Source organism: Longimycelium tulufanense (assembly GCF_014645795.1).
Lineage (GTDB): Bacteria > Actinomycetota > Actinomycetes > Mycobacteriales > Pseudonocardiaceae > Longimycelium > Longimycelium tulufanense.
The window spans coordinates 19,907-44,358 of the sequence record NZ_BMMK01000030.1 but is presented as its reverse complement, the minus strand read 5'-3'; the positions used below and the strand labels follow the sequence as shown (position 1 = coordinate 44,358).

General features: G+C 68.6%; 22 protein-coding genes. 11 read left to right on the top strand and 11 right to left on the bottom strand.

What is annotated here, in order from left to right; genetic code table 11:
- Positions 1-37: 37 nt before the first annotated feature.
- From IEY55_RS24385 to IEY55_RS32625, 4 genes are all read left to right on the top strand, one after another.
- The gene (locus IEY55_RS24385; protein WP_189060881.1) at positions 38-946 is read left to right on the top strand and encodes a GGDEF domain-containing protein; all 909 of its coding nucleotides are present in this window, start codon (positions 38-40) and stop codon (positions 944-946) included.
- 1,054 nt (positions 947-2,000) lie between these two features.
- Positions 2,001-4,010 carry an LCP family protein gene (locus IEY55_RS24380; RefSeq protein ID WP_189060880.1) on the top strand — a complete coding sequence of 670 codons (2,010 nt, stop codon included), beginning with the start codon at positions 2,001-2,003 and terminating at the stop codon, positions 4,008-4,010.
- Positions 4,011-4,125: 115 nt separating this feature from the next.
- Positions 4,126-4,779: a phosphate signaling complex protein PhoU gene (gene phoU, locus IEY55_RS24375; protein WP_189060879.1), complete on the top strand. Its 654-nt coding sequence runs from the start codon at positions 4,126-4,128 to the stop codon at positions 4,777-4,779.
- 31 nt (positions 4,780-4,810) lie between these two features.
- Positions 4,811-4,939 (top strand): hypothetical protein, encoded by a 129-nt coding sequence (locus tag IEY55_RS32625; RefSeq protein ID WP_268239350.1) that lies wholly within the window; start codon positions 4,811-4,813, stop codon positions 4,937-4,939.
- 432 nt (positions 4,940-5,371) lie between these two features.
- Here the strand turns inward: IEY55_RS32625 and IEY55_RS24370 are convergent, their stop codons facing one another.
- From IEY55_RS24370 to IEY55_RS24360, 3 genes are all read right to left on the bottom strand, one after another.
- Positions 5,372-5,962 carry a hypothetical protein gene (locus IEY55_RS24370; RefSeq protein WP_189060878.1) on the bottom strand — a complete coding sequence of 197 codons (591 nt, stop codon included), beginning with the start codon at positions 5,960-5,962 and terminating at the stop codon, positions 5,372-5,374.
- A gap of 267 nt (positions 5,963-6,229) precedes the next feature.
- Entirely contained in the window at positions 6,230-7,141 is a 912-nt protein-coding gene (locus IEY55_RS24365; protein WP_189060877.1) for an alpha/beta hydrolase, read from the bottom strand.
- A 418-nt stretch (positions 7,142-7,559) separates the two neighbouring features.
- A complete protein-coding gene (locus IEY55_RS24360) occupies positions 7,560-8,921 on the bottom strand; it encodes a cytochrome P450 (RefSeq protein WP_189060876.1) in 1,362 nt (453 codons plus the stop codon).
- Between the two features lie 260 nt (positions 8,922-9,181).
- Here IEY55_RS24360 and IEY55_RS24355 point away from each other — a divergent pair, with 260 nt between their 5' ends.
- Positions 9,182-9,997, top strand: coding sequence for an SAM-dependent methyltransferase (locus IEY55_RS24355; protein ID WP_189060875.1), 816 nt, complete (start codon positions 9,182-9,184; stop codon positions 9,995-9,997).
- A 107-nt stretch (positions 9,998-10,104) separates the two neighbouring features.
- Here IEY55_RS24355 and IEY55_RS24350 read toward each other — a convergent pair whose 3' ends face one another.
- From IEY55_RS24350 to IEY55_RS24315, 8 genes are all read right to left on the bottom strand, one after another.
- Positions 10,105-11,706 (bottom strand): CocE/NonD family hydrolase, encoded by a 1,602-nt coding sequence (locus IEY55_RS24350; RefSeq protein WP_189060874.1) that lies wholly within the window; start codon positions 11,704-11,706, stop codon positions 10,105-10,107.
- A gap of 330 nt (positions 11,707-12,036) precedes the next feature.
- A complete protein-coding gene (locus IEY55_RS24345; RefSeq protein WP_189060873.1) occupies positions 12,037-12,429 on the bottom strand; it encodes an SH3 domain-containing protein in 393 nt (130 codons plus the stop codon).
- A gap of 496 nt (positions 12,430-12,925) precedes the next feature.
- Complete coding sequence (gene pstB, locus IEY55_RS24340) at positions 12,926-13,702, bottom strand: phosphate ABC transporter ATP-binding protein PstB (protein ID WP_189060872.1); 777 nt, start codon at positions 13,700-13,702, stop codon at positions 12,926-12,928.
- A 7-nt stretch (positions 13,703-13,709) separates the two neighbouring features.
- On the bottom strand, positions 13,710-14,621 hold the full coding sequence (gene pstA, locus IEY55_RS24335) for a phosphate ABC transporter permease PstA (RefSeq protein WP_189060871.1): 912 nt from the start codon (positions 14,619-14,621) through the stop codon (positions 13,710-13,712).
- Positions 14,618-15,544 (bottom strand): phosphate ABC transporter permease subunit PstC, encoded by a 927-nt coding sequence (pstC, locus tag IEY55_RS24330; protein ID WP_308424785.1) that lies wholly within the window; start codon positions 15,542-15,544, stop codon positions 14,618-14,620. The genes pstA and pstC overlap by 4 nt, the downstream gene beginning before the upstream one ends.
- 172 nt (positions 15,545-15,716) lie before the next feature.
- Positions 15,717-16,823, bottom strand: coding sequence for a phosphate ABC transporter substrate-binding protein PstS (pstS, locus tag IEY55_RS24325; protein WP_189060869.1), 1,107 nt, complete (start codon positions 16,821-16,823; stop codon positions 15,717-15,719).
- A 551-nt stretch (positions 16,824-17,374) separates the two neighbouring features.
- Positions 17,375-18,289 (bottom strand): mycothiol synthase, encoded by a 915-nt coding sequence (gene mshD, locus IEY55_RS24320; protein ID WP_189060868.1) that lies wholly within the window; start codon positions 18,287-18,289, stop codon positions 17,375-17,377.
- Between the two features lie 255 nt (positions 18,290-18,544).
- A complete protein-coding gene (locus tag IEY55_RS24315) occupies positions 18,545-19,312 on the bottom strand; it encodes a response regulator transcription factor (protein ID WP_189060867.1) in 768 nt (255 codons plus the stop codon).
- A gap of 377 nt (positions 19,313-19,689) precedes the next feature.
- Between IEY55_RS24315 and IEY55_RS24310 the strand changes: the two genes are divergently transcribed.
- The 6 genes from IEY55_RS24310 to IEY55_RS24285 all read left to right on the top strand — a co-directional run bounded on the left by IEY55_RS24310 (position 19,690) and on the right by IEY55_RS24285 (position 24,425).
- The gene (locus IEY55_RS24310; RefSeq protein WP_189060866.1) at positions 19,690-20,472 is read left to right on the top strand and encodes an LmeA family phospholipid-binding protein; all 783 of its coding nucleotides are present in this window, start codon (positions 19,690-19,692) and stop codon (positions 20,470-20,472) included.
- Complete coding sequence (locus tag IEY55_RS24305; protein WP_189060865.1) at positions 20,469-20,906, top strand: TlpA family protein disulfide reductase; 438 nt, start codon at positions 20,469-20,471, stop codon at positions 20,904-20,906. Before IEY55_RS24310 ends, IEY55_RS24305 begins: the two co-directional genes overlap by 4 nt.
- A gap of 583 nt (positions 20,907-21,489) precedes the next feature.
- On the top strand, positions 21,490-21,930 hold the full coding sequence (locus tag IEY55_RS24300; RefSeq protein ID WP_189060864.1) for a DUF4395 domain-containing protein: 441 nt from the start codon (positions 21,490-21,492) through the stop codon (positions 21,928-21,930).
- Between the two features lie 63 nt (positions 21,931-21,993).
- The gene (locus IEY55_RS24295; protein WP_189060863.1) at positions 21,994-22,833 is read left to right on the top strand and encodes a sulfurtransferase; all 840 of its coding nucleotides are present in this window, start codon (positions 21,994-21,996) and stop codon (positions 22,831-22,833) included.
- Positions 22,834-23,104: 271 nt separating this feature from the next.
- Positions 23,105-23,410: a DUF1416 domain-containing protein gene (locus IEY55_RS24290; protein WP_189060862.1), complete on the top strand. Its 306-nt coding sequence runs from the start codon at positions 23,105-23,107 to the stop codon at positions 23,408-23,410.
- Between the two features lie 376 nt (positions 23,411-23,786).
- Positions 23,787-24,425: a heme-binding beta-barrel domain-containing protein gene (locus IEY55_RS24285; protein WP_189060861.1), complete on the top strand. Its 639-nt coding sequence runs from the start codon at positions 23,787-23,789 to the stop codon at positions 24,423-24,425.
- Positions 24,426-24,452 lie beyond the last annotated feature (27 nt).

Genomic DNA, 24,452 nt, shown 5'->3' with positions numbered 1-24,452 from the left:
CAATCGACGACACCACGGACGTAGGGAGGTGAGAGCGGTGACCGCACTGCGACCAGACGTCGCCGACCCGGACGGCGTGCAGAACGGCCCGGAGCCGACCGCGCGGCCGGCCCACCCGGCTCCCGTCGCACCGCGCGCCGGCGGCGCCGCCCACCCCGTCGCCCGGGAGGCCGACGGCTCGGGGCTCATCCAGCTCCACGAGTCGATCGCCGCCCTGCTGGCCTCACGTGGCCAGTGGCGGCAGGCCTACCAGCACCTGCGCTCGGCGCTGGACCTGCTCTACGCCGACCAGACCGAGCCGCCGCACGTGCCCGAGCAGCTGCGCCGCGAGGTGGACCGGCTGCGCCGGGAGCACGCCGAGGCCCGCGAGCAGAGCCTGCGGGACAGCCTGACCGCCAGCTACAACCGGCGCTACCTGGACCAGCGGCTGGTCGGCCTGCTGGCCGAGCAGGCCGCGCACCCGACCGGCCTCGGCCTGGCCCTGGTCGACCTGGACTGGTTCAAGCAGGTCAACGACACCTTCGGCCACCTTGTGGGGGACCGCGTCCTGCAACGGGTGGTGGAGCTGCTGCAGGACGGGCTACCCGAGGGCGCGTTCTGCGCGCGTTACGGCGGTGAGGAGTTCGTGCTCGTGCTGCCGGGCATCGACGCCTCCACCGCGGTGGCCGTGTGCGACGCGGCGCGGGCGCGGGTCGAGCACTACCCATGGCAACAGCTCGGTCCCGGACTCCGCGTCACGGTCAGCATCGGGCTCGCGCACAGCGCGCCCTCCAACCGTGCGCCCAACGGTCCCGAGCAGACCCTGCTGCAAGCCGATGGCCTGCTGTACGCGGCCAAGCGGTCGGGCCGCAACGCCGTTGCCTACCGGCACAACGGTCGAGTGAGACTGGCCGGCGCGGCCGCCGGTCGTCGTGCGGTCTCCGAGCCGCGGGTGGTTGGTTACTGACTCCCGAACGTTTCCACCCCGAAGCTGTTGAACGATCGGTAGCCGGGTGATCACGGAATCGATTACCCCGGCAGGCGGGTCCGATTCCACCGAAAGGCGCGGTTCACCCCGAGTTTCCCCGCGAACAAAGTGAGGGAAATTCGATGGGTGGTCGTCAGTGGTGGACGTCGGCCGTACTATCGCGTCCGTCAAGCGATCTGATCGTGACGCAACCGGTACGGTCACTGCTCGCCGGCGCGGGTGTCGGCACGGTGACGGGCACCGTGTCCGCGCACGGCGGGTGTGCCGGACCAAAACCGTCCACAGTGGATGACGGGAAGGGAAGGGAGGCCGAGTGCCGGACCAAGGGCGCGACGGCATCGGTCCCCGGCGTTCCCAGCCGTCCCAGGACCACGGCGGCGACCCCCGCCGTCACGCCGAGCCCGGTACCGCGGGACGGCGCCGCCGCTCGCTGGACGACGAGGGTGGGCTGAGCGTCTCCGACCTGATCGCCAAGCACGGCACGGGTCAGCACCAGATTCCCCCTGCTTCGCGGGGCAGGCGTGCCGGCGACTCCAAGCAACCCCAACCGGAAACGCCGGCCGCGGAGCCACCGCCGGCCCCGCCGGTTCGCCGATCGGTCCGGCCGCCCGGCATCCGGGTTCGCCGGGGCAACGTTCCGGGCGGTCAACCCGGGCCGGGGAAGCCGCCGGTACCACCGGCCACGCCCGGCACTCCCCCGATGACGCACCGGGGCAACGCACCGGAGGCACCGGCTTCCGGTGCTGTTCCGTCAGGTCCGGCCGCTCGTTCCGGCCCGACACACACCGGATCCGTCCGACGGCCGGGACCACCGCAGGCACCGCAACCCCAGCCGCAGCTACCGGCACAACCTCAACCGCAGCCGCCGAAACCGCCACGACCGGAGGCACCGAGCCGGGGCGATCTCCCCCGTCCCGCCCCGCCGGGGACCGGACCGCGCCCCACCGCAAAGGTGCCACCGCGTCCCGTACCCGGCGCCCGGGGGGACCGGCCGGCACCCCCGAACCCGCCCGCCGAAGGTGGGATTGCCGGTGTGCCCGACGGTGCGGACCCGACGCCGTCGGTGCAACGCTCGCGGCGACCGGCTCCACAGACACCGCCCGCCCCACAGCGTCCGCCGGCCGGACCGCAGAACCACGCCAACCCGGTGCTACCGCGGCCGGCAGCACCGGTCCCGCCGCCCGCCGGCGAGGAACGCGCGGACGTCACCCAGGAGGTGCCGGCGGTCGCCGACCCCGACCAGGGTGAGCGCGACGAGCAGCGCAAGAAGATCGACGCCACACTCGCCCGGTTCTCCGCCGTGCACGACGAGGCGTTGGCCGAGGAACGCAAGCGCCGCAAGCGGCTGCAGCCGCTGACCCGGATCATCAAGCGGGACCTCGAACCGGAGCTGGGCGAGGACGACGGCAGCGCGCGCCCGCCGGACGACCCGGCCGGTGAGACGCAGGTGATCCCGTCCGCCGACCGCGCCCCGGCCGCCGCCACCGGTGGCGGCGGTGGCGGGGACGACGGCGGTGACGAGCCACCCGCGGGTCCGGCCGAGCCGGAGCCGGCCGGCGGCGGTCGCCGACGCGGCATCCTGATCGGCAGGGGCATCGCGATCGCGGCGGCCGTGCTGGTGTTCGTGGCCTCCGGGGTGAGCTGGGGTGGCCTGCAGTGGATGGGGATCCGCGAGATCTCCGCGCTCAACCAGGACTCCGCGGACATTCGCAACCGTGAGAAGCAGCAGGGCGCCGAGAACTTCCTGCTGGTGGGTTCGGACACCCGCGCCGGTGCCCGGCCCGAGGACCACGTCGGCACCACCGACGACGCCGAGGGCGCGCGGGCGGACACCGTGATCGTGGCGCACGTTCCGGCCGACCGGAAACGCGTCGTGCTGGTCTCCTTCCTGCGGGACCTGGAGATCTCCCTGCCGCCCTGCGAGGCGTGGGACCCGGACTCCGGGCGCTACACCGGGGGCACGATCCAGCCGCGCCAGTTCGCCAAGCTCAACGAGGCGTACCGGTTCGGTGGGCCGAGGTGCCTGACCCAGGTGGTGCAGAAGATTTCCGGCCTGAAGATCAACCACTTCCTGGGCGTGGAGTTCCACGGTTTCAAGGGCATGGTGGACGCGATCGGCGGCGTGGAGTTGTGCATCGAGCAGCCGATGATCGACCGCAAGCTCGGGCCGATCTTCCCCCAGCCCGGGAAGAAGGTGCTCAACGGCGACCAGTCGCTCAACTACGTGCGCGCCCGTTACCTCAGCAACGACACCACCTCCGACTACGGTCGGGTCCAGCGCCAGCAGAGGTTCATGTCCGCGATGCTGCGCAAGGTGATGTCCACCCAGGTGCTGTTGTCCCCGGGCAAGCTCACCGGTTTCCTGCAGGAGGTCGGTAGGAACACCTTCGGCGAGAACGTGTCTCCGAAACAGCTCATGCCGCTGGCACAGTCGCTGCAGGGACTGGACGCCGGCCGCGTGACCTTCACCCGGGTGCCCACCACGGGCGACGCCAACGCGCGGGGCAACGAGGTGATGCGGGAGGCCGACACCAAGGCGTTGTTCAACGCGGTCATCGACGGTAAGCCGCTGCCGCAGGAGAAGCCGGCAGCCGGCGCGGCGGGCCGGCCGAACCCGCAGGCCCAGCCGAACCCCGCGGTCGGCAAGCCGGTCGACCCGAAGACGGTCAAGGTGCAGGTGCTCAACGGGACCGACCGGGCCGGACTGGCCGACAGCGCCGCGAAGGCGTTGCAGGAGCAGGGTTTCATGGTGGTCCTCAAGCGCAACGCAGATCCCACCGGTAAGACCGTGATCCGGCATTCCGGGGTCACTGTGGACAAGGCGCAGACGCTGGCCTCGGCCGTTCCCGGTGCGGTGCTGGAGGAGGATCCGTCGCTGGGTGGCGCGATCCAGCTGGTGCTCGGTCCGAACTTCGACAAGATCGTCAAGCCGGGCACTGCCGGCGGGGACAACGGGGCCGAGCAGCGGACGAACAGGCCGGGGGACCCGCTGCCCAGCGATCTGTCGATCGTCAACGCCGCGGACGCCGGGGTGTGTGGCTGAGCACCATCCGCACCCCAGCTCGGCGTGGGGGCAGATACCACCTGGACGGTCGCGATTCACCCTCCGTTCACCCACGAATGGTGTCTCCGCGACTCCTCACCCGTAGTGTTGCCTCATGCGTGAGGCTTACCACGAACAGCTCGACCACCTGGCCGGTGCACTGGCCGTCATGTGCGACATGGTCGCCGTCGCCATGGAGAAGGCGACAAGGTCGTTGCTGGAGGCCGACTTGGCGCTTGCCGAGGAGGTGATCGGCGAGGACCAGGCGGTCGACGACGAGCGCGCCAAGTGCGAGGAACACGCCCTCGCGTTGCTCGCCCTGCAGTCCCCGGTGGCCACGGACCTGCGGGTGGTGATCGCCGCGCTGCACGCCGCCGAGAGCCTGGAGCGGATGGGCGACCTCGCGCAGCACGTGGCCAAGACGGCCCGGCGCCGGCACCCGCAGCCGGTGCTACCCGAGCAGGTGCGGGGGACCTTCGCCGAGATGGGGCGGGTCGCGGTGCACCTCGCTCGCCGTGCCGAGCAGGTGATCCGCACCAAGGACATCGACATCGCGCGTCAGATGGAGGACGAGGACGACGCGATGGACGACCTGCACAAGCACCTGTTCTCGGTGCTGATGGACCGCGAGTGGCCGCACGGGACCGCCGCGGCCGTCGACGTGACGCTGCTGGGCCGCTTCTACGAGCGCTTCGCCGACCACTCGGTCTCGGTTGCCCGACGGATGGTCTTCGTCGTCACCGGCAAGATGCCCGGTGCGGAGGTCTGAGAGCCGTACACGGAGGGTCTGTCGACTCCCGATGGTCAGCTGGCTGTCAGCGACCCCGCTGCGGCCGCTGACCATGATGTGTTGGCTGGCCACCATCTGGGTGCACCGTCCCGACATGTTCGGGGAGCGCGTACGGAGGGGCCTCGACCTGCCCGGCTGACCGTTGGATCTCGGGTGTCAGTCGCCCGCGTTGCGCGCCACGGTCCACGATCAGTGGGCTGGGCGCACGCCGGGACGCGTTCCCGGCAACTCTGAACCATCACTCCCCGAACACGGATCGCCCCCGGTGGCAACCCACCGGGGGCGATCGTTTCTGGCACAGCCACAAGGAACTCACCGTCCGAGCCGGCCATTCCGCACACAGACCACGCGTCGAACCTGGCCGAGCAGTTGAGGCCGGCTGGACAATCCCGAGAATTTCGGTCGCTCTGACGTCACGGACACAGGAACAGTCCGACCGGCATGACACGATCCTCAGCGGTGTTACGGAGGTAAGACTCCGATGGTGTCAACGGGAGAGCCGTACCTGCAGGCCGCATCGGGTACAGCCTGATCAGTGCGCCACCGTCGTCGGAACTGGTCTGGGCGCGGCTCAACCGAACAGCAGATGGTTCTCACCCTTGAGGTACTTCAGCCCCGCACTCATGCAGTCGTCCTTGTTCCAGTCCAGGGACTCGGTGACGACAATGACCTTGTCTCCCTGCATCCGGCCACCGGTGATCTCAACCTCGGCGGCGAACTTCATGGCGGCGGGTTCGGTCCAGAGCTTGAACTGGAAGTCGCTGGTGTCGCCGTTGTTCCAGTTCAGGGTCCCATCACCTTCGATCTTGAACTGCAACGAGCAGGGATTGGGCCCCTTGGCGCCGTCCGCCTGGGAGTCTGCCACGCCATCCGCACTCGTCAGCGCGGCATGCTTGCCATTGGGCGAAACACAGTCAAAGAGCTCGGCAGAGCCAGCCGCGCTACTCGTTCCGCCGGCTACCAGTGGCGGCGTGAAGGTGAAGGTGAACTCGCTGTCACACTTCAGGTCGCCAACCTCCGCCTGCGCGGGGACAGCTCCGACCGGAAGAAGGAACACCGACAAAAGCGCGGCAAGAAGAGCGGTTCTCCGCCTGGAGCCCAGCTTTTGCCGTCTCCCCCGGTTGATTGAGGTCATGGCATGAACGAGTGCGGCAGGTCGCACAGTAAAACTCCTTCCACGGTTCGTCGCACCTGATCGGCGCTGACAGCGAAACATCAAGGAATGAGGATCGCAAGAAGTATCCACCCGGATGGAGCAGCAATAATTCGAAACTGGATAATCCTTCGCGATTCGACGGCGGCACGTGTTGCGGATGACCGAAAAGAAGGGAATGCAGGTTAGAGCGTTACCGCTGGTGGCCGTGACGACACCGGCCCTGGATAGTTCACGGTGACCTATCCAGGGCCGGGGCAGCACAGCCGTCGCGGGTCAGTGACCGACCATGTTGTCCGCCCACTGCGCGACGACCTCGTGGTAGAGGCCGGCGTTCGGGGCGTAGTTGAAGGAGTGCCCGAAATTGCCGGGCAGCAGGTAGGTCTGGAGGCGGGCCTCGGGCGCGTAGTTGGGGAGCTCGTCCTGGAGCAACGTCTGGGCCGAGGAGCAGTTGACGCCCAACACGCCGCAGAAGAACGGATCACCATCTGACATCACGAGGATGACCGGCGCCTTGATGTTCCTTGAGTGCGGACTGAAGATCCCGACGCCGATCCCGTCGAGGGCCTCGGTCGTGGCGAAGACGTCCTTGGTCCGCTCATCCAACGCGACGGCGCCGTTGTTCCCGGGGCCGGGGCGGTGGAAGGCGGTCCATCGGGTGTCGGGCCGCGTCGTCAGATACCCGGGATCGAGCACCCGGTCACCGAACTTGGCGTCCAATGTCGCGGGGTAGAAGTTCAGGAAACCGTCCTTGACGACGTCCACGATCGCGAGTTTGTGGGCCATACCGGTCACGATCACACCGTCGACGTCCTGGTAGGTGGCCGCCTCGATGATGCTGATCGCCGAGCCGAGCGAGTGACCACCGATGATCACCTTGTCGAACCTGTGGCCGAACTCGCCCGAACGCAGTTTCTGGATGGCCTGGTGCATTGCATTGGCCTGGTTCATGGCGGTCAGCAGCAGGCTCGGCGGCTTCGAGCTACGTCCGGTACCAACCCGGTCCACGGTGAGTGTGGCGTGCCCGGCCTTATTCATCGCCGCACGGTAGGAGTGCACACCCGGCGTTGGTGGCGGATCCCAGTAGGTGCTGTTGTAGGTACCACCCGGGATCAGGAGCTGCACGGTGCTCGTACCGCCGTGGGGCACGCACAGCTTGCCGTACATGGTCTCCTGCTGGGCCGCCATGGACACCGGAATGTTCAGGTCTTTGCATGCGGCTTCGCCCGGCTGCGCGTGCGCCGGCGTCAGCGACCCCGCAACACCCAGGATCGCGATCCCAAGGGCCGCGCTGACACGTTTCAGCCCTCTGCGGAAGAACCGGGAATATGGCAAGTTACGACCTCCATTCACGTTTGGCACCGATCAGCACCACGGAACCGTCGAGGGAAACGACGTCCGCGGCCGCTTCGACTGGGATGGTCGTCGGCACGGCGCCCGGCTCCCAGGCCCGCTGTAGTCCCGTCGGTGGTAGGCAAACGACCGAACGGACCATCCCGATGGCGGCTGATCCTCCCATCGGCGACTGGACCTCCATCACCCACCCCACCCGGTTCGTCGCACACCGTGACATCACGTGGTCCCGGACGCGGTGTGACAAGGTCAATCAGCGCCGACGAGGGACCACCGTCATGGGAAGTTGGCTGGGGAACTGCATCGCAACCACCTTGGTACGCACTGTCCGCCCCGGGACCGGAACCAGTCGCCACCGCGCGGCCACGGTGGCGACCGCGATGGCAATTTCGGCGTGTGCAAAACTCTGGCCCGGACAGTTGTGCATTCCCGAGCCGAAGGGGATGAACGCGTTGCGGGGCAATGATTCGGCGCGATCCGGTGACCAGCGGTCGGGGTCGAACCGTTCCGGATCCGGGAAGAGCCGGGCGTCGTGGTGGAGGGCGTGCGGGCTGAAAGCCACCTCCGTTCCCGCGGGGAGTTCGATGTCACCGATTGCGGTGTTCACCTCGGCACGGCGCATCAGCAACCACGGTGAGTGCACTCGCAACACCTCGTTGACCACCTGCCGCATGTAGGTCAGGTCGGGAAGATTCTCGAAGGTCACCGGACGACCAGCCAACACCTCGTCAATCTCGGCGTGCAGCTGCCGCTCGACCTCGGGGTGCCGGCCGATCTCGTGGAACAGCCAGGCGAGCGTGACCGCCGTGGTCTCGGTGCCGGCCGTCAGGAGCGTGACGACCTCGTCGTGCACCTGCTCGTCGCTCATACCCTCGCCAGTCTCGGAGTCCCGGGCACAGATCAGCGTGGACAACAGGTCCCCACGGTCACGGCCCTCGGCGCGAGCCTCCGCGACGAGGTCACCAACGATGCTCCGCACACGGGCGATCGCCACGTCGAACCGCCGGTTCCCCGGGATCGGCAGCTTTTCCACCAGCTTCGGGGAGAACGCCCGGACGAGCCCGTCCCTGAGCAGGACCGGCACCCAGCGCTGGACCTCCTCGACATCCTCCCGCCGCAGTTCGGTGGAGAAGAGAGTCCGCCCGACGACACCGATCGCCAAGTCCTGCATCCGCCTGTCGACGTCGACGACCTGTCCGGCACGCCAGGAGTCGACCAGTTCCCCGGACATCGCCGCCATGGTCTCGGCGTACCTGGCCAGCCGTGCGCGATGGAAGGCCGGCTGCACGAGGCGGCGTTGCCGCCGATAGAAGTCACCGCTGGACAGAGCGAGACCGTTCCCGAAGAACGGGCGGAACTTCTCCAAAAAGATACCCTTGGTGAACCGGTCCGCATCGGTGACCAGAACCCGGTGGACCAGCTCCGGCCTCGTGACGACGTACGCGGGCATCGTGCCCAGGTAGATCCGGACGACATCACCCCGGGCGGACAGCGACTCCATGAAGCGAAGCGGTTGACGAAGCAAGGACATTGCATGCCCGAGCAACGGCCACCGGCCGGGTGCCACGGGAATCACGTTGGCGCGAACTTGTTTCAGGTGCGGTCCAGCGGGCATGCCAGCAACCAATCGTGCGAGAAGTCGGCGCGGATCAACTGAAGAAGAATGCCCGCTCCAGGATGCCATCCCACCCACAAACCACTCGATAGGACGAAGATCGGACATGGACCGTTCTGCCAGCGCGAAGAGACACCCAAGACCCTCGACCGCTGAGATACATGCCGCACACAAGGACGACCGCTCCACCAGGTGACAACTCATCGCAGTAGCGATCAGTAAGCTCCGGACCTCGCGATCGAGCGTGGAGAGGTGTTGCCTTGACCGAAAACCTGTCGTGGATCCCCAGGGGCATCAACACCGAGCTACCCAGCGTGGCGCGAGTGTACGACTTCTTCCTGGGTGGCGGGCACAACTTCGAGTCCGACCGGCGGCTGGCCGAGGTGATCCAGGTGAAGATGCCCGACGTCCGGGACACCGTGCGGGTCAACCGGGCTTTCCTGCGTCGTGCCGTCAACTTCCTGGTTGAGCAGGGTATCCGTCAGTTCCTGGACATCGGCTCGGGCATCCCGACCGTGGGCAACGTGCACGAGATCGCCCAGCAGGCCGAACCCGAGTGCCGCGTGGTCTACGTGGACATGGAACCGGTGGCGGTGGCACACGGCCAGCTACTGTTGGAGGACAACGACCGGGCGATCGCGATCCAGGGCGACCTGCGGGACCCGGAAGGCATTCTCGAACACGCCGAGGTCCGCGGCCTACTGGACTTCGATCGGCCCATCGGCCTGCTGAACCTCCTGGTGTGGCACTTCGTCACCGACGAGGAGGACCCGGCCGGCCTGCTCGCCCGCTACCGCGACGCGTTCGTGCCAGGCAGCTACCTGGCGATGTCGCACGCGACCTACGACCAGGATGACGACCGGCTGCGCGGGGCGACGGAGGAGACCGCAAAGGGGAGCCAGGAACAGGCGTGGCCCCGCCCCTACAAGGAGGTCGTTGCCTTGTTCGACGGGTGGGAACTCGTCGAGCCCGGGGTGGTGGGCTGCGCGGCCTGGCATCCACAGGGGCCGGGCGACTTCTCCGACAGCGCGCTGTCCAATGTCCGCGTCTACGCGGGCGTCGCCCGCAAGCCCTGAGCTGACCCGGATCCTCGGTTCCCCGACGGATTGTCGGATCGGCCTTCGTTGGTTTCAAAGATGGATCGGCCCCGCCGTGTTCGCAGCGGGGCCGATCGAGTTTCCGCTCAGCCGTGCGGAATTCGTAGCCACGACGGATCGTTCGTGGGTGAGGTGAAGGTCAGCGTGGTGCCTTGCTGGGTCGTGCTGCGGTAGCGCGGGTCCACGGTGTCGACGACGAGCACCAGCCGATGTCCGGCCCGGACGTCCCAGACCGTCGGTTCCAGCTCGAAGTCGATCGTGTGGGCCGTTCCTGGTGTGACACCGCGGAGCGTGTAGGGCTTGTGCGTGATCAGTGAACCGTTTCCGTCGTTGTCCACATCGAACAGGTATGCGAACAGGGTGAGGTTCGCGGCGTTCGGCGTTACCGTCGTGCGCCACCTGGGGGCTCCCGACACGGTCATCGGCGTGGCCAACGGTGCGGCGGCCCATACTCCGGCCGCGGCGCGGTCGATCTGCTGGATCGACGCGTTGACCGGAACGTTGAGGTAGCCCTGCAGGGTTCCACTGATCAGCACGGTTCCGCTATTCGCGACGGTGTCAACACCGCCGTTGACCTGTTGCGACCATCCGGTGGCCGGCTGGTCGCCGAGGGCTCCGATGGGCGATCCGAGGCTTGTTTCACCTTCTGGCCCGAGGAAGAGTGTGTCGGTGGCGGTGGTGGCCGCCTGCCAGGTGGGATAGCCCCGCCAGTCGCCACCGCTGTTGGGCTTGAGGCTGACGCGTGGCTCGGCGTCCACGCCATTGTTGATGCCTTTCAGGTGGCGGTCGAACCAGCGGGCGGCGCTGTCCCAGTGCTCGTTTCGGAATCCGAGGCCGCCGGGTTCGGTGATCGTGGCGTGGTCGCCGGGAAACAGGAAAAGCCGCTTCGGCACGGTGAGCGCGCTGTAGAAGTCCACGACCTGGCTGGGTGGGAAGAACGAGTCGCCCCAGGTGTTGGCAATCATCACCGCGGGGTTGTTGGCGTTGATCCCAGACAGCTTCGTCGCCGGGGAGCGCTCCACGGTCAGCGGGATCACGCGTTGGATGTCGTCTTCCTGGTACGCCTTCTCAAGCTCGGTCAGCGCCGGTCCCGCGCGGCAGCCGAAGAGGTGGACGAGCGCGAGGAAGAAGTCGATACCTTGCTTGTTCACGGTCTCGTTCGGGTACAGCGAACGTTCCAGCGAGGACCAGGTGTCCATCGCAACGACCGCGCGTACCCGCTTGTCCACGGCGGCGGTCATCGTGCCGATGGCCGAGCCGTAGGAGATGCCGGCCATACCGACCTTGCTCGGGTCCGCGTTCGTGTTGGCCAGTGCCCAGTCGATGACCCGGCTGGCATCCGCGATGTCGGTCGCTCCGGCGACCTCGACCTCGCCGCCGGAGTCCCAGCAGCCCCGGGCGGTGTAGCTGACGATGATGTAGCCGAAGTTCTCGGCGAGCCTCCTGGCGCCGCCGATGTACTGGAGACCGGGTAGCGCCCAGCTCGCCGGCATCACCAGGACGGGGAACGGGCCGTCGCCCTGGCCGGTCGGCTCGATGACGAAGGCGCCCAGCGGTGTTCCGCCGTCACCGGGGATGGTCTGGTAGTTGACTGTTGAGCCCGGAGGTTGAGCGGTGGCGATGGTGAGTCCGGGTGGCCCGAGCCAGGCCATGAGGCAGGCGGCGAGCACAACGCAGCAGCGACGCATCGACAACCTCCGTCCGACCAGCCCAGAATCGGTGATCTTCTTGGAGTAGAGCCCTGGGCTGATCGGCCGGCAACGCGAGATCCGTATCCTCACCCATGGGTGAGCGCGCAACCCTGCTATCTCGCGACGTGGCTTCGCCGATGTCGCCGAACCACACAGGTGCTGGCGGGCCGCCGATGAGGCGGGCTGGAGCCAAGGAGTTCAGAGAATCGCAGCAGCGCGGGCCGGGCTACCGACCTCGGTTCCGGCTCACCAGGGCCGAGCCGATGGCCGGGGTTTCACCGATCCGACGACGACGTTGCGGGATGCACTGCGGCCCAGAGGGTCCGCTCAGACATCGCGGACGCAGGCCGCGGCGAGATAGCCGGCGCGGTCCTCGGCGGTGAACGGGATCTGGATCCAGGTGTTGTCGAGGGCGCCGCACTCGCTGTACGGCATGCCGGTGACGACCCTGGTGCACGGCCCGCGGTCACCCCGGTTGACCTGGCCGAGGAGTGCGGCGTGCGGGTTGGGGTCGGCGCGAACGTTGAGGACGTCTGCGTCGACCTCGACCGTGCGGGTGCTACAGGAGGCCACTTCGGGCGCCAGCATGGGCAACGGTTCTACGACGACCGGGGGAACGGGATCGGCCTCGGCCGCCGCGCCGGACACCGTGCCCGCCACGAGCGCGAGGATCGCGCCGACCATGAGAACCGGGCCTCTGACCGGGAACGGTACCCGCATCGCGAACGCCCCCTATGCCTCGCTGGAGCAGGTACCTGGAGAGAGTACGACCTTCTGTATACCCGCGCTGAGTGAAGCCGATCTACCAACCGAGTGATTATCCGGCCCGGTTACTCAAGAAATTTGCGTGACACAACAACGGCAGAAAAACGTGAAAAACAATAAGCTTTTCGGATCCGCTCGGGCAGGTCGCTGCGCACGCAGTGGGAGGGCAGCCCCCGCCCGCCCTGGGTCTGCGCAGCCCACGGCAAGCCTACTGAGCTGCGAAAACGCAAAGCAAGAACAAGATCGCGGGCTGTGGACAAGTCATCGGCCTGTGGACAACACCGCGTTCCGACGGGCCGAAGCTGGCATCATCAACGGTGTTGTTGCCGCGAGTCTTCCAGCCATTCCGCGCGCCAGGAACGGCGTCGGTGCGGCGGGCGGGTAACCGGGTGCCCGACAGTTTCCGGCGGCGTCGGGCGTTGCCCGACGCCGCCGGAAACGCGTTGCGAAATCAGCCGAAGCGGCCGGAGATGTAGTCCTCGGTGGCCTTCTGGCTGGGGTTGGAGAAGATCTTCTCGGTGTCGTCCACCTCGACCAGCCGGCCCGGCTGGCCCACACCCGCCAAATTGAAGAACGCCGTCTGGTCACTCACCCGCGCGGCCTGCTGCATGTTGTGCGTGACGATGACGATCGTGAAGTCCTGCTTCAGCTCGGTGATCAGGTCCTCGATCGCCAGCGTGGAGATCGGGTCCAGCGCCGAGCACGGCTCGTCCATCAGCAGCACGTCCGGCTGCACCGCGATCGCCCGCGCGATACACAACCGCTGCTGCTGACCGCCGGAGAGGCCACCGCCCGGCCGGTCCAGCCGGTCCTTGACCTCCTCCCAGAGGTTCGCGCCACGCAGCGAGCGCTCGCACACCTCGTCCAGCTTCTTCCGGTTCCGCACGCCGGCCAGCTTCAGCCCCGCCACCACGTTGTCCCGGATCGACATCGTCGGGAACGGGTTCGGCCGCTGGAACACCATGCCGATCGTGCGCCGCACCTCGACCGGGTCGACGCTGGGCGCGTAGATGTCCTCGCCGTCCAGCAGCACCCGGCCCTCGACCCGTGCGCCCGGAGTCACCTCGTGCATCCGGTTGAGCGAGCGCAGCACCGTCGACTTCCCACAGCCCGACGGCCCGATGAACGCGGTGACGCTGCGCGGCGGGACCGACAGGGTCACGCTGTCCACGGCATGAAACTTGCCGTAGTAGATGTTCACGTCCTTGATGTCGATGCGCTTGGCCATCGCCCGCTCACTTCTTGATGGCCGACCACCGGGAGATCACGGTGGCCAGCAGGTTGAACAGCATGATGATCAGGACCAGCGTCATGGCCGCCCCCCAGGTGCGGTTGAAGCCGGCCGTCTCCGGGTTGGCGAACTGGTCGTTCATCAGCAACGGCAGGTTCGCCATGTTGCCGTCGAAGACGTTGAAGTTGATGTAGGGCGCGTAGGCGCCCACCACCAGTGCGGGCGCGGTCTCGCCCATCACCCGCGCCAACCCGAGCATGATGCCGGTGACGATGCCGGACAGCGCGGTGGGCAGCACGACCTTGACGATGGTTTTCCACTTCGGGATGCCCAACGCGTAGGACGCCTCGCGCAGCTCGTTCGGCACGATCCGCAACATCTCCTCGGTGGTGCGCACGACCACCGGAACCATGAGCAGCAGCAGCGCCAACGACACCGCCAACGCGCTGCGGGAGAAGCCGAAGATCGTGATCCACAGCGCGTAGATGAACAACCCGGCCACGATCGAGGGAACGCCGGTGAGGATGTCGACCATGAACGTGGTGATCCGGGCCAACCGGGTGCCGGTGCCGTACTCGACCAGGTAGACGCCGACCATCACCCCGATCGGTACCGACAGCAGCGCGGTCGTCAGGCCCTGCACGACCGTGCCGTAGATGGCGTGGTACGCACCGCCCATGTCCTCGTAGGGACGCAGGCCCGACAGCGAGTGGCTCCACCAGTCGGCCCGCAGGATGGGCTCCAGGCCCTTCTCCACCACCGACCACAGCACCCACACCAGCGGGACGACGGCCAGCAGGAACGCCAGCGTCACCAGTGTGGTGGCCAGCACGTTCTTCGCCTTGCGGCCGGCACTCACGCCCTGGAACGTGGGCCCGGTCGCGGGCCGTTCCAAGTCCATCATCGCCGTGGTCATGCGTACTCCTTCTTACCGGCCACCACGGCCCGCGCCAGCGCGTTCACCACGAAGGTCAGCAGGAACAACACCAGGCCGGCGGCGATGTAGGCGCCCGCCGTCAGCGGGTTGTTGAACTCGGCCGCGCCCAGGGCGATCTTGGACGCGATCGTGGCGCCACCGTCGAAGAAGCTGAGCTCCGGGACGGCAGTCGTGGCCGACAGGATCAGATAGAGCGCCACCGTCTCGCCGAGCGCCCGGCCAAGGCCGAGCATCGCCGCGCTGACGTAACCGGCCTTACCGAACGGCAGGACCGTGGTGCGCAGCATCTCCCACTTCGTCGCACCGAGTGCCAACGCGCCCTCGATGTGCTCCCGCGGGGTGCGCTCGAAGACCTCACGACTGACCGCGGTGATGATCGGCAGGATCATCACCGCGAGCACCACGCCCGCGGTGAAGACCGTGCCGCCACCGGCGATGGTCACGTTGCCCTCGGCGAAGAGGGGGATGAAACCGAGGTTGTGGTTCAGCCACTCGGCGACCGGCACCAGCGTGGGCGCCAGCACCTTGATGCCCCACAGGCCGAAGATGATCGAGGGCACCGCGGCCAGCAGGTCCACCACATATGCGAACGGCCGCGCCAACCGGCGCGGCGCGTAGTGGGTGAGGAACAACGCGATCCCCAGCGATATCGGCATGGCCAGGGCCAGTGCGAGCACCGATGTGGCCACGGTCACCCACAGCAGGTACAGGATGCCGAACTGCAAGTCGGTAGCGCTGGTGGTGTTCCACACGCCGCTGGTCAGGAAGCCGACCTGGTTGGCGCGGAGCGAGGGAATCGCCTGGAGCAGCAGGAACAGGCCGATCGCCGAGATCAGCGCGACGATGAAGACGCCCGAACCGACCGCCGCGCCGCGGAACAGGCGGTCACCGGGCCGCCGCACGGGCCGGGACTGGGCAATGTTCGGAGTGGAGATGGGACCCTCCGGGGTGTGCGGTGCCGTCGCGGAACCGCCCCCCGACCCCGCCCGGGGCCGGAGGGCGGTCCGCAAGCGTCGAGTCGCTCACTGCGCGTGTCGTTGTCAGTTTGACAGATTTTCCGGCTGTCCTGCCTGGTCAGGCGATCGCCTTGATGGCGTCGAGCAGCTTGGTGCGGAACTCCTGCGGCAGTGGCACATAACCGACCTTGGTCAGGTTGTCCTGACCGCTGGTGGCCGCGGTGGTCAGGAACGCCTTGACGGCCTTGCTGGTCTCGGCGTCGTAGCCCTTGGAACAGACCAGCTCGTAGGTCACCAGGACCAGCGGGTAGGCGCCCGGCTCCTTGGAGGCGTACAGCGCGTTGAGGTCGAGCACCAGGTCGTGGCCGCTACCCTTGATCTTGGCCGCGGCGATGGCCTTGCCGGCGGCCTCGTCGGTCAGCTCGACCGGTCCCGCGCCGCTGTCAATCTTGGCGATGCCGAGGTTCGCGGCGTCGGCGAAGGACTTCTCGACGTAGGTGATCGCGCCCTCGGTGGCCTTCACCCCGTCGGTGACGCCCTGCGACTTGGCCTTGCCCTCGCCGGTGTCGCCCTTGAACGACTTACCCACACCCTGGGTCCAGCTGTCCTTGGCGGCGGCCTGCAGGTACTTCTGGAAGTTGTCGGTGGTGCCGGACTCGTCGGACCGGTAGATCACCACGATGTTCTTGTCCGGAAGGTTGGCGCCGCTGTTCAGTTCCCTGATCGCCGGGTCGTTCCACTTCTTGATGCCGCCGTTGAAGATCTTGGCGATGGTGTCCGGCTTGAGCACCAGGCCTTCCATGCCGGGCAGGTTGTAGGCCACGGCGACCGGGCCGAAGACCATGGGCAGGTTCCAGGCCGGGTTGCCCGAACACCGCTGCATGGCCTTCTCGACCTCGGACTCCTTCAGCGGCGAGTCCGAGCCACCGAAGTCCACCTGCCCCCCGATGAACTGCTTGACCCCGGCCCCAGAACCGGTGGGGTTGTAGGCGACGTTGAAACCATCGCAAATGTGGGCGTACTCGGCGACGAACTCCTGGATGGCGTTGGTCTGTGCCGACGAGCCCTCGGCCGAGAGCTCCTTCTTGCCGCCGCAATCAACGTTCGCGCTGTTCGCCGCGGCCGTGTCGCCGCGCTGCGCGTTGTTGTCGCTGCCACACGCGGAGAGCAGGAGCGCACTGGCGGCCACCAGACCGAGCGCAGCGCCGTGCCGCTTGATGTTCACCGGGGGTCCTCCAGCTTGGGAAGAATTGGCGGGGCTGATGCGGGGGCCACGGTCGTGATGTCGGCCCGCTGCGCCGGACGCTAGGCAGGGCGGGTTGACAGGTGGCCCTCTTCAGGTGAACGAGGGGTGAACAAGTCACCGCCAGTGACTAGGTCCACCGCGTTGTATGTGGTCCTGTGATCTGGGCGTATGCACATCGTGACGATCAGCCCACGATCCGCGGGACGTACCCGGAACCGGGACGAGCGCCCAGAAGGGCACGGGCGGGGAACGGGTGCTGTTCGGTGGCCAACTCATGGTGTGGCGGCTGCTGTCGGAAAGCGGGTGGGAAGCCGGGTTGAGCCGGTGTGACCCGCCGACAGGCTGCCCCGCCTTGCCACGGCACGGCGGCGCCCCGCCCCGGACGGCGCGGGGTGGCGACTCGCGGCGTTTTCGACTACCCGGGGCAATGCCGCACTGAGCGATCAAACCGGCTGGAAGCGTCCGCGTTTCCACGCCACCGCAACTAGCTGATCTTGGTTCGACCTTGAGTGGTATCGACCCCGGGACGGTCAGTGGGCCCACTGGATGTCGCTGTCGAAGTGCCGGAATCCCAGCCGCGAGTACACCGCGATCGCGGCCTCGTTGTCCGACTCGACATACAGGATCACCGCAGGCAGTCCACGCGCCCGCAGATGGTGCAGCCCAGCCAGGGTCAGTGCCTTACCCAGGCCACCACCCTGTGTTTCGGGGTCGACACCGAGCACGTAGACCTCGCCGACGGGATCGTCACCGGCGTGCACCTTGGTCCAGTGGAAACCGAGCAGTCGCTCGGTGCCGTCCGGCTCGGTGCGGACCGCGAGCAGGAAACCCTCCGGGTCGAACCAGTCCTCGGCCTGTCGGTCGCGCAGGTCCGCCTCGGTCCAGCCACCCTGCTCCGGGTGCCAGGAGAAGGCGCGGTTGTTCACCGCGACCACGGCCGCCTCGTCCCGGCCGACCTCGAACGGGCGCAGCCGCACCCCCTCGGGCAGCTCCGGCCGGGGTGGCTCGCCGTCGAAGTCCAGGCGCATCCGCCACAGCTCGCGGGCCCGCCGGAACCGGAACCGCCGGGCCAGCCGCAGCGCCCCCGGGTGGCGGCCGTGCGACCAGACGCGGAGCTTCTCGGTGTCCGGCTCGACGGTGCGTTCGATGATCGCCGAGAGCAGGTCGGTGCCGATCCCCTGCTGCCGCAGCTCGGGACGCACCGCCAGCTCGGCCACCGCCGGCCCCTCCACGGCCGGCTCCAGGTGCGCGTAGCCGGCGAGCCGCCCCGTGTCGTCCCGGGCGAGCACGTGCCACGAGGGGCCCTCGTCGGTGGCGCGGAGCCGCATCCGCGCGTGGTCGCTGACCGGGGACACCCCGTCCGCCTTGGTCGCGGCGTCGAGGAGCGCGAGCACCTCCGCCGCGGTTTCGGGGTCCAGTACCGCCTGCCAATACAGCCGCACCACGTCCGCGACGCTACTCGAACCGCGGTTCACCCCGGGCAGTGCTGTTGATCACCCGTTTGCGAGGTGACGGGCGAAGCGAGCATCGCGACGGTAAGGCGCGCAGCGAAGCCCGGAACCGAGCCATCGGACACCGTGAGGTGACGGGCGAAGCGAGCAACGCCACGCGGCGACTGGACGCCCAGCGAGCCCGGAACCGCGCAACCCGATACTCGCGCGGCTCCGGGGCGCCCGGCAGGCAGGAGGGCGAGCGGTCGCTCAGCGGCTGCGGGCCAGCTCGGTGCGGGATCGGGCCAGTTCGCTGTCGACCTCGGACGGTTCCGGCACCCGGGGCTCGGCCACCTGCCGGTTCTGCGGCGGGCGGACGAACTTGTAGCCCACGTTACGGACCGTGCCGATGAGCGCCTCGTGCTCCGGGCCGAGCTTGGCGCGCAGCCGCCGCACGTGGACGTCGACGGTGCGGGTGCCACCGAAGAAGTCGTAGCCCCAGACCTCCTGCAGCAGCTGGGCCCGGGTGAACACCCGGCCCGCGTGCTGCGCGAGGTACTTGAGCAGCTCGAACTCCTTGTAGGTCAGCTCCAGCGGACGGCCCTTCAGCCGCGCGGTGTAGGTGGCCTCGTCGATCACCAGGTCACCCAGCTGCAACGCGCCGTCGCCACCGCGGTGCGCGGCGGCCCGCCGGGACCGCACCAGGCGCAGCCGGGCATCCACCTCGGCCGGGCCGGCGCCCGGCAGCAGGATCTCGTCCACGCCCCAGTCCGCGTTGACCGCGACCAGGCCACCCTCGGTCACCACCGCCACGACGGGAACGTCCACGCCGCTGTTGGCCAGCAGCCGGCACAGGCTACGCGCGCCCACCAGGTCGGTGCGGGCGTCGACCAGGACCGCGTCGTGCGGGCCCGCCTCCAGCAACGCCGACACCTCGGCGGCCAGGGGGCGCACGGTGTGCGGGAGAAGGCCCAATGCCGGCAGCACCTTGGCCGGCTCCGCGTCGTTGGTCAGCAGCAGCAGTTCGACGTTGGTCACGTGGACCCCTCCTCCCGCCGCGGCCCGGGGGCCGGCGGCGCTCGCGCCGGTGGTAGATGGTGGCGCCGTTGCCAGGGGATGACGTGGAGGATACGGCGGGGAACACCGGGTGAACAGGGCAACACCGCAGGTCAGTGGCAGTGTTCACAGGACTTGTGTTACAGCGGTGTTACCTGCGACGTCAGGCGGGTGCAACGGAATCCGCACATGGCCGGCGCACCGCCCCGGTGGACCCACCTGGTAGACCGGACGCGGACGGGCCGAGCGCGGCGCACGCGAGGTTACGGGCAGAGCGAGCATCGCAACTCGGCGACAGGGCGCACAGCGGAGCCCGGAACCGAGCATTCAAGACCGAGCGAGAAGGACGGAGCCCGTAGGTGAGAAAGCTGATCGTCGCGCTGGTGGTGCTCATCGGCCTGCTGGTCGCCGCCGACTTCGGGCTCGCCGCCTTCGCCGAGTACAAGGTCTCGAAGTCGATCCGGGAGCAGCTGAAGCTGAACGAGGACCCGGACGTCCGCTTCAACGGGTTCCCGTTCATCACCCAGGCATTGGCCGGCGACTACCGGGAGATCGAGATCCACGCCAGCCGGGTGCCGCTGAACAACGACTTCCGCGACCTCGGCCTGGTGCTGCGGCTGTTCCACACCAAGGCCACCCTGTCCGATATCGCCTCCGGCAAGGCCAAGCCCACCGTGGAGCGCCTGGAGGGCGAGCTGCACATCCGCGCCAACGACCTGGGCCGGATCCTGGAGGTGCCCGACCTGAAGATCGAGCAGGTGCCGGCGAGCTCCGGGGACGGCGCCGCGCCCGATCCCGCCGTGGCCAAGGACAAGCGGCAGGCACGGGTCAAGCTGACCGGCACCAAGAGCATCGCCGGGGCCAAGGTCGAGGCCGCCGTCACCGGCCTGGTCGTGTTGCAGGACACCGGGATCGAGATCACGCCGCAGAAGATCGAGCTGGACCCCTCCGGTACCGGGGTCGGCGTGGTGCGTGTGCCCGAGGCGGTCCAGCAGCAGCTGCTCAAGGAGTTCGAGATCAAGATCGAGCCGGGCTCGCTGCCGTTCACGGTCAAGCCCACCGAGATCGAGGTGCAGGGTGGCACCTTCGTGATCCGGGGCGAGGCGACCAACGTGACCCTGGGTGGTGGCAGCGGGCAATGAGCGCAGGCTGGTGGGCACTGGTGGCCGCGATCGTGGTCGCCGTGACCATCGGCGTGCTGCACCGGGTGCGCGAGGGACGGATTCGGAAGAGGCCCGAGGGGGACGGCACGGTGAGCGCTGCGCTGGTGCCCGAAACGGTGCGCGGGAAGCTGGGGTCTGGTGTGACCCTCGTCCAGCTCTCCACGACGTTCTGCGCACCCTGCCGGCACGCGCGTGTGTTGCTCGCCGACCTGGCGGACCGCACCGCCGGGCTGGACCACGTGGAGATCGATCTGACCGAGCGGCCCGAGCTAGCCGAGGAACTCCGCGTCCGTCGCACACCGACCACGCTCGCGGTGGATGCGGGCGGCCACGAGCTACTTCGGGTACACGGGGTGCCGAAGCGGGACCGCCTCCTGGAGGCCCTGCTCCCCTACCTCAACCGCAACAGCTGAGGAAACGCCGATCTGGAGGCGCAGGCACCTTGTGCCGAGCGTAGAACCGCAAAGGTGCAAAGAGGTGCCCGCCGGGCTCCGGTCAACTCTTCGGTCCTGGCCACCCTGGGCACGTGCCAGAAGCTGGCAGCGAACTCGCCGACGGTGTTCTTGTCTGTCTCCTGCTGACAGTGTCCTTACCTGTCTCCTTGCGGCGTTGGTCTGTCCTCGAGCACGTATGGCAGGCCGGATGCCGCGACCGACTGATCGTCTGGGCCGCCGGCGGCCTGCACCATGTGTCGCTCGGGTTCCGGTGCCAGTCCTACGCCCGGCCCAGCGAAACCGCTGGCCGGCCGCTGGGCGGCTATTCCATCTGGTGGACGCCCCTCCCGGGAACAGGGAGGTTTGGGTAGCCTCCTGCCCATGCGCTGGCCCCTGACGAAGCGACGCGCGGTCGACCTGTGCCGTGTGTTCAGCAGCCAGTGTCCGCCACTGGCAGCCAGGCGGTTCGCGCCGCGCTGACCACGGGCACGCCACACCGACGCCCGGGCGCGCCGACACCGCCGTTTTCGGACCCGTCCGGTTCCGGCGTCAGGAGGTCACCGTGCCCGCCGATCCGCCCGTCGACCCGCGAGGACCGCGGTTCTCGGCCTGGCTCACCAGCATCGTGCTCGCCCTGGTGCTGGTCACCGGGAGCTGGCGGTTGCTGGCCGCGCAGGCGGTGATCTTCGCGATGTGCGCCTTCGTGAGCCTGCGGCTCAACCCCTACGGCCTGCTCTACCGCAAGGCGGTGCAGCCGCGGTTGAAGCCGACCGAGGAGCGTGAGGAGACCCCGCCGCTGCGGTTCGCCCAGGCGGTGGGTTTCGTCTTCGCGGTGGTCGGGGTCATCGGCTATGCCAGCGGGCTCACCGCGTTGGGGATCACGGCCACGGCGGCCGCACTCGTCGCGGCCTTCCTCAACGCCGCCTTCGGGTACTGCCTCGGCTGCCAGGCATACCTCCTGCTCCGCCGGTTGGCCCCGGCACACCGGCAGCAGGCTTCGTGACCGCGCCCGCGCGGTGCACCGCCAGAGCCGGGACATTGCACGGAAAAGAATGAGGAGCGCTCAATGAGCCGCGAGAACGTCCTGGTCTCGGCCGAGTGGGCCGAGCAGAACCTCGAGACGCCGGGTGTGGTGTTCGCCGAGGTGGACGAGGACACCACCGCCTACGACGGCGGGCACATCCCGGGTGCGGTGAAGATCGACTGGAAGACCGAGCTGCAGGATCCGGTCCGCCGCGACTTCGTCGACCGCCAGGGCTTCGAGAAGCTGTTGTCCGCCAAGGGCATCGGCAACGACGACACTGTCATCCTCTACGGCGGCAACAACAACTGGTTCGCCGCCTACGCCTACTGGTACTTCCGGCTCTACGGCCACGACAAGGTCAAGCTGCTCGACGGCGGCCGCAAGAAGTGGGAGCTGGACGGCCGCAAGTTGACCACCGAGGTCACCGAGCGTCCGGGTACCAGCTACACAGCCCAGGAGCCGGACACCTCGATCCGTGCCTTCCGGGACGAGGTGGTCGAGGCGATCGGCACGAAGAACCTCGTCGACGTGCGCTCGCCCGACGAGTTCAGCGGCAAGCTGCTCGCCCCCGCCCACCTGCCGCAGGAGCAGGCGCAGCGGGCCGGGCACATCCCGAGCGCCATCAACGTGCCGTGGAGCAAGGCAGCCAATGAGGACGGCACCTTCCGCGGCGACGACGAGCTGCGCGAGATCTACGGCGAGGCCGGCCTGGACGGCAGCAAGGCCACCATCGCCTACTGCCGCATCGGCGAGCGCTCGTCGCACACCTGGTTCGTACTCCACGAGCTGTTGGGGCACGAGGACGTGAAGAACTACGACGGTTCCTGGACCGAGTACGGCTCGCTGGTCGGCGTGCCGATCGAGGTCGGCGCCGGGAAGTAGTCCGGGGCCGGTGGCTCCCGTTCACGGGATGGGAGCCACCGGCCAGGCCGGGGCGGTCCCGCCTTCACCGCCTGCTGCCGCGCCGGTGAAGGCGGGTGGAGCTCTCCGGTGGCCCGGCACCGGCGGCACCGTTGTGCGGTCCCGCGGTAACCCCGCCGCCTTCGCGCTGGCCGGACGCTGCTGACCGTCCCCACCGTTGTCGTCACCGGACCGACCGGCTACCCAACGACGCCACCGAACGCCACTGACATCGACCCGATTGGAGATCCTCATGAGCGGATGCGGCGCGCCGCAGCAGACCGCCACGCTGCCGGCCAACGTGGACGCGGGCAAGGAGGTGGTCCTGACCGGCCGGGTCGTCGCTGACGGCACCCCGGTGGCCGGGGCCTTCGTCCGGCTGCTCGACGCCTCCGGCGAGTTCACCGCCGAGGTGGTGTCCGCCGAGACCGGCGACTTCCGGTTCTTCGCCGCCCCCGGCTCCTGGACGGTGCGGGCCCTGCACCGGTCCGGCCGCGGCGAGACCGCGGTGACGGCCGAGGGGCCCGGCATCCACGAGCTGGAGATCGCGGTCGCCTGAGCCGCATGATCGGCCGCGACCTTCGGGGCGGCTGATCGTCGACACGTGGCTGTCGTCCTGCCTGGCAGGGCGGCAGCCACGTCGGCTTCGCGCGGCCGGAACGTGCCCGGAGCGTGCGCCGGGATGGGCGGCTCCCACTGGTCGTGGCTGGAAAACCCGTGGTCGAGGGCCTGGCCGGCGGTCGGTGCGGAAGGTCACCGGGCGTCGCGTCAGGTGGTCGGATCTGCGGGGTTATCCTCGGCGCGTGCTGCACATTGTGTTCACCTCGCTGATGGTGGTGGTCGCGGTGGCGACCGTCTGGTTCGCCGGCTACGTCGTGTACCGCCTGTACTCCGACCAGCGGTGAGACACCGACCCGAGCTGACTTCCCATCACCATGACTGACTCGCCTGCCCCGGTTCCCGGCAGCGGTGACGCCGCGATCAGGGCCGCCGCCAAGCGCGCCGAGGAGACCCGCGGCCGCAACCTGCCCCAGTTCGACGACCTGCCCGTCGCGCCGGACACCGCCAACCTCCGGCAGGGCCCCGACCTGCACGAGGCGTGCCTGTCGCTGCTCCCGCTGGTCGGCGTGTGGCGCGGCGAGGGCGAGGTCGTCTACCCGACGATCGAGGGCCCGTACCGCTACGGCCAGCAGATCACCTTCGCGCACGACGGCCGGCCGTTCCTGTACTACGAGGCGCGGGCCTGGCTGCTCGACGACGAGGGCAAGGTGATCCGGCAGGCCGCCCGCGAGGTCGGCTGGTGGCGGCCGCAGCCGGACGACACCATCGAGGTGCTGCTGGCGCACGCCACCGGCATCGTCGAGATCTTCTACGGCAAGCCGCGCAGCCAGACGTCCTGGGAGATCGCCACGGACGCCGTGGTGCGCACCGCGTCGGCGCGCGACGTGGTCGGCGCCCAGCGGCTGTACGGCATCGTCGCCGGCGGCGACCTCGCCTACGTCGAGGAGCGCGCGATGTCCGGCCAGCCCATGCAGCCGCACGCCTCGGCGCGCCTGCAACGCGTCGTGGGCTGATCACTCCGCCCGGGACGCGCGAGAATT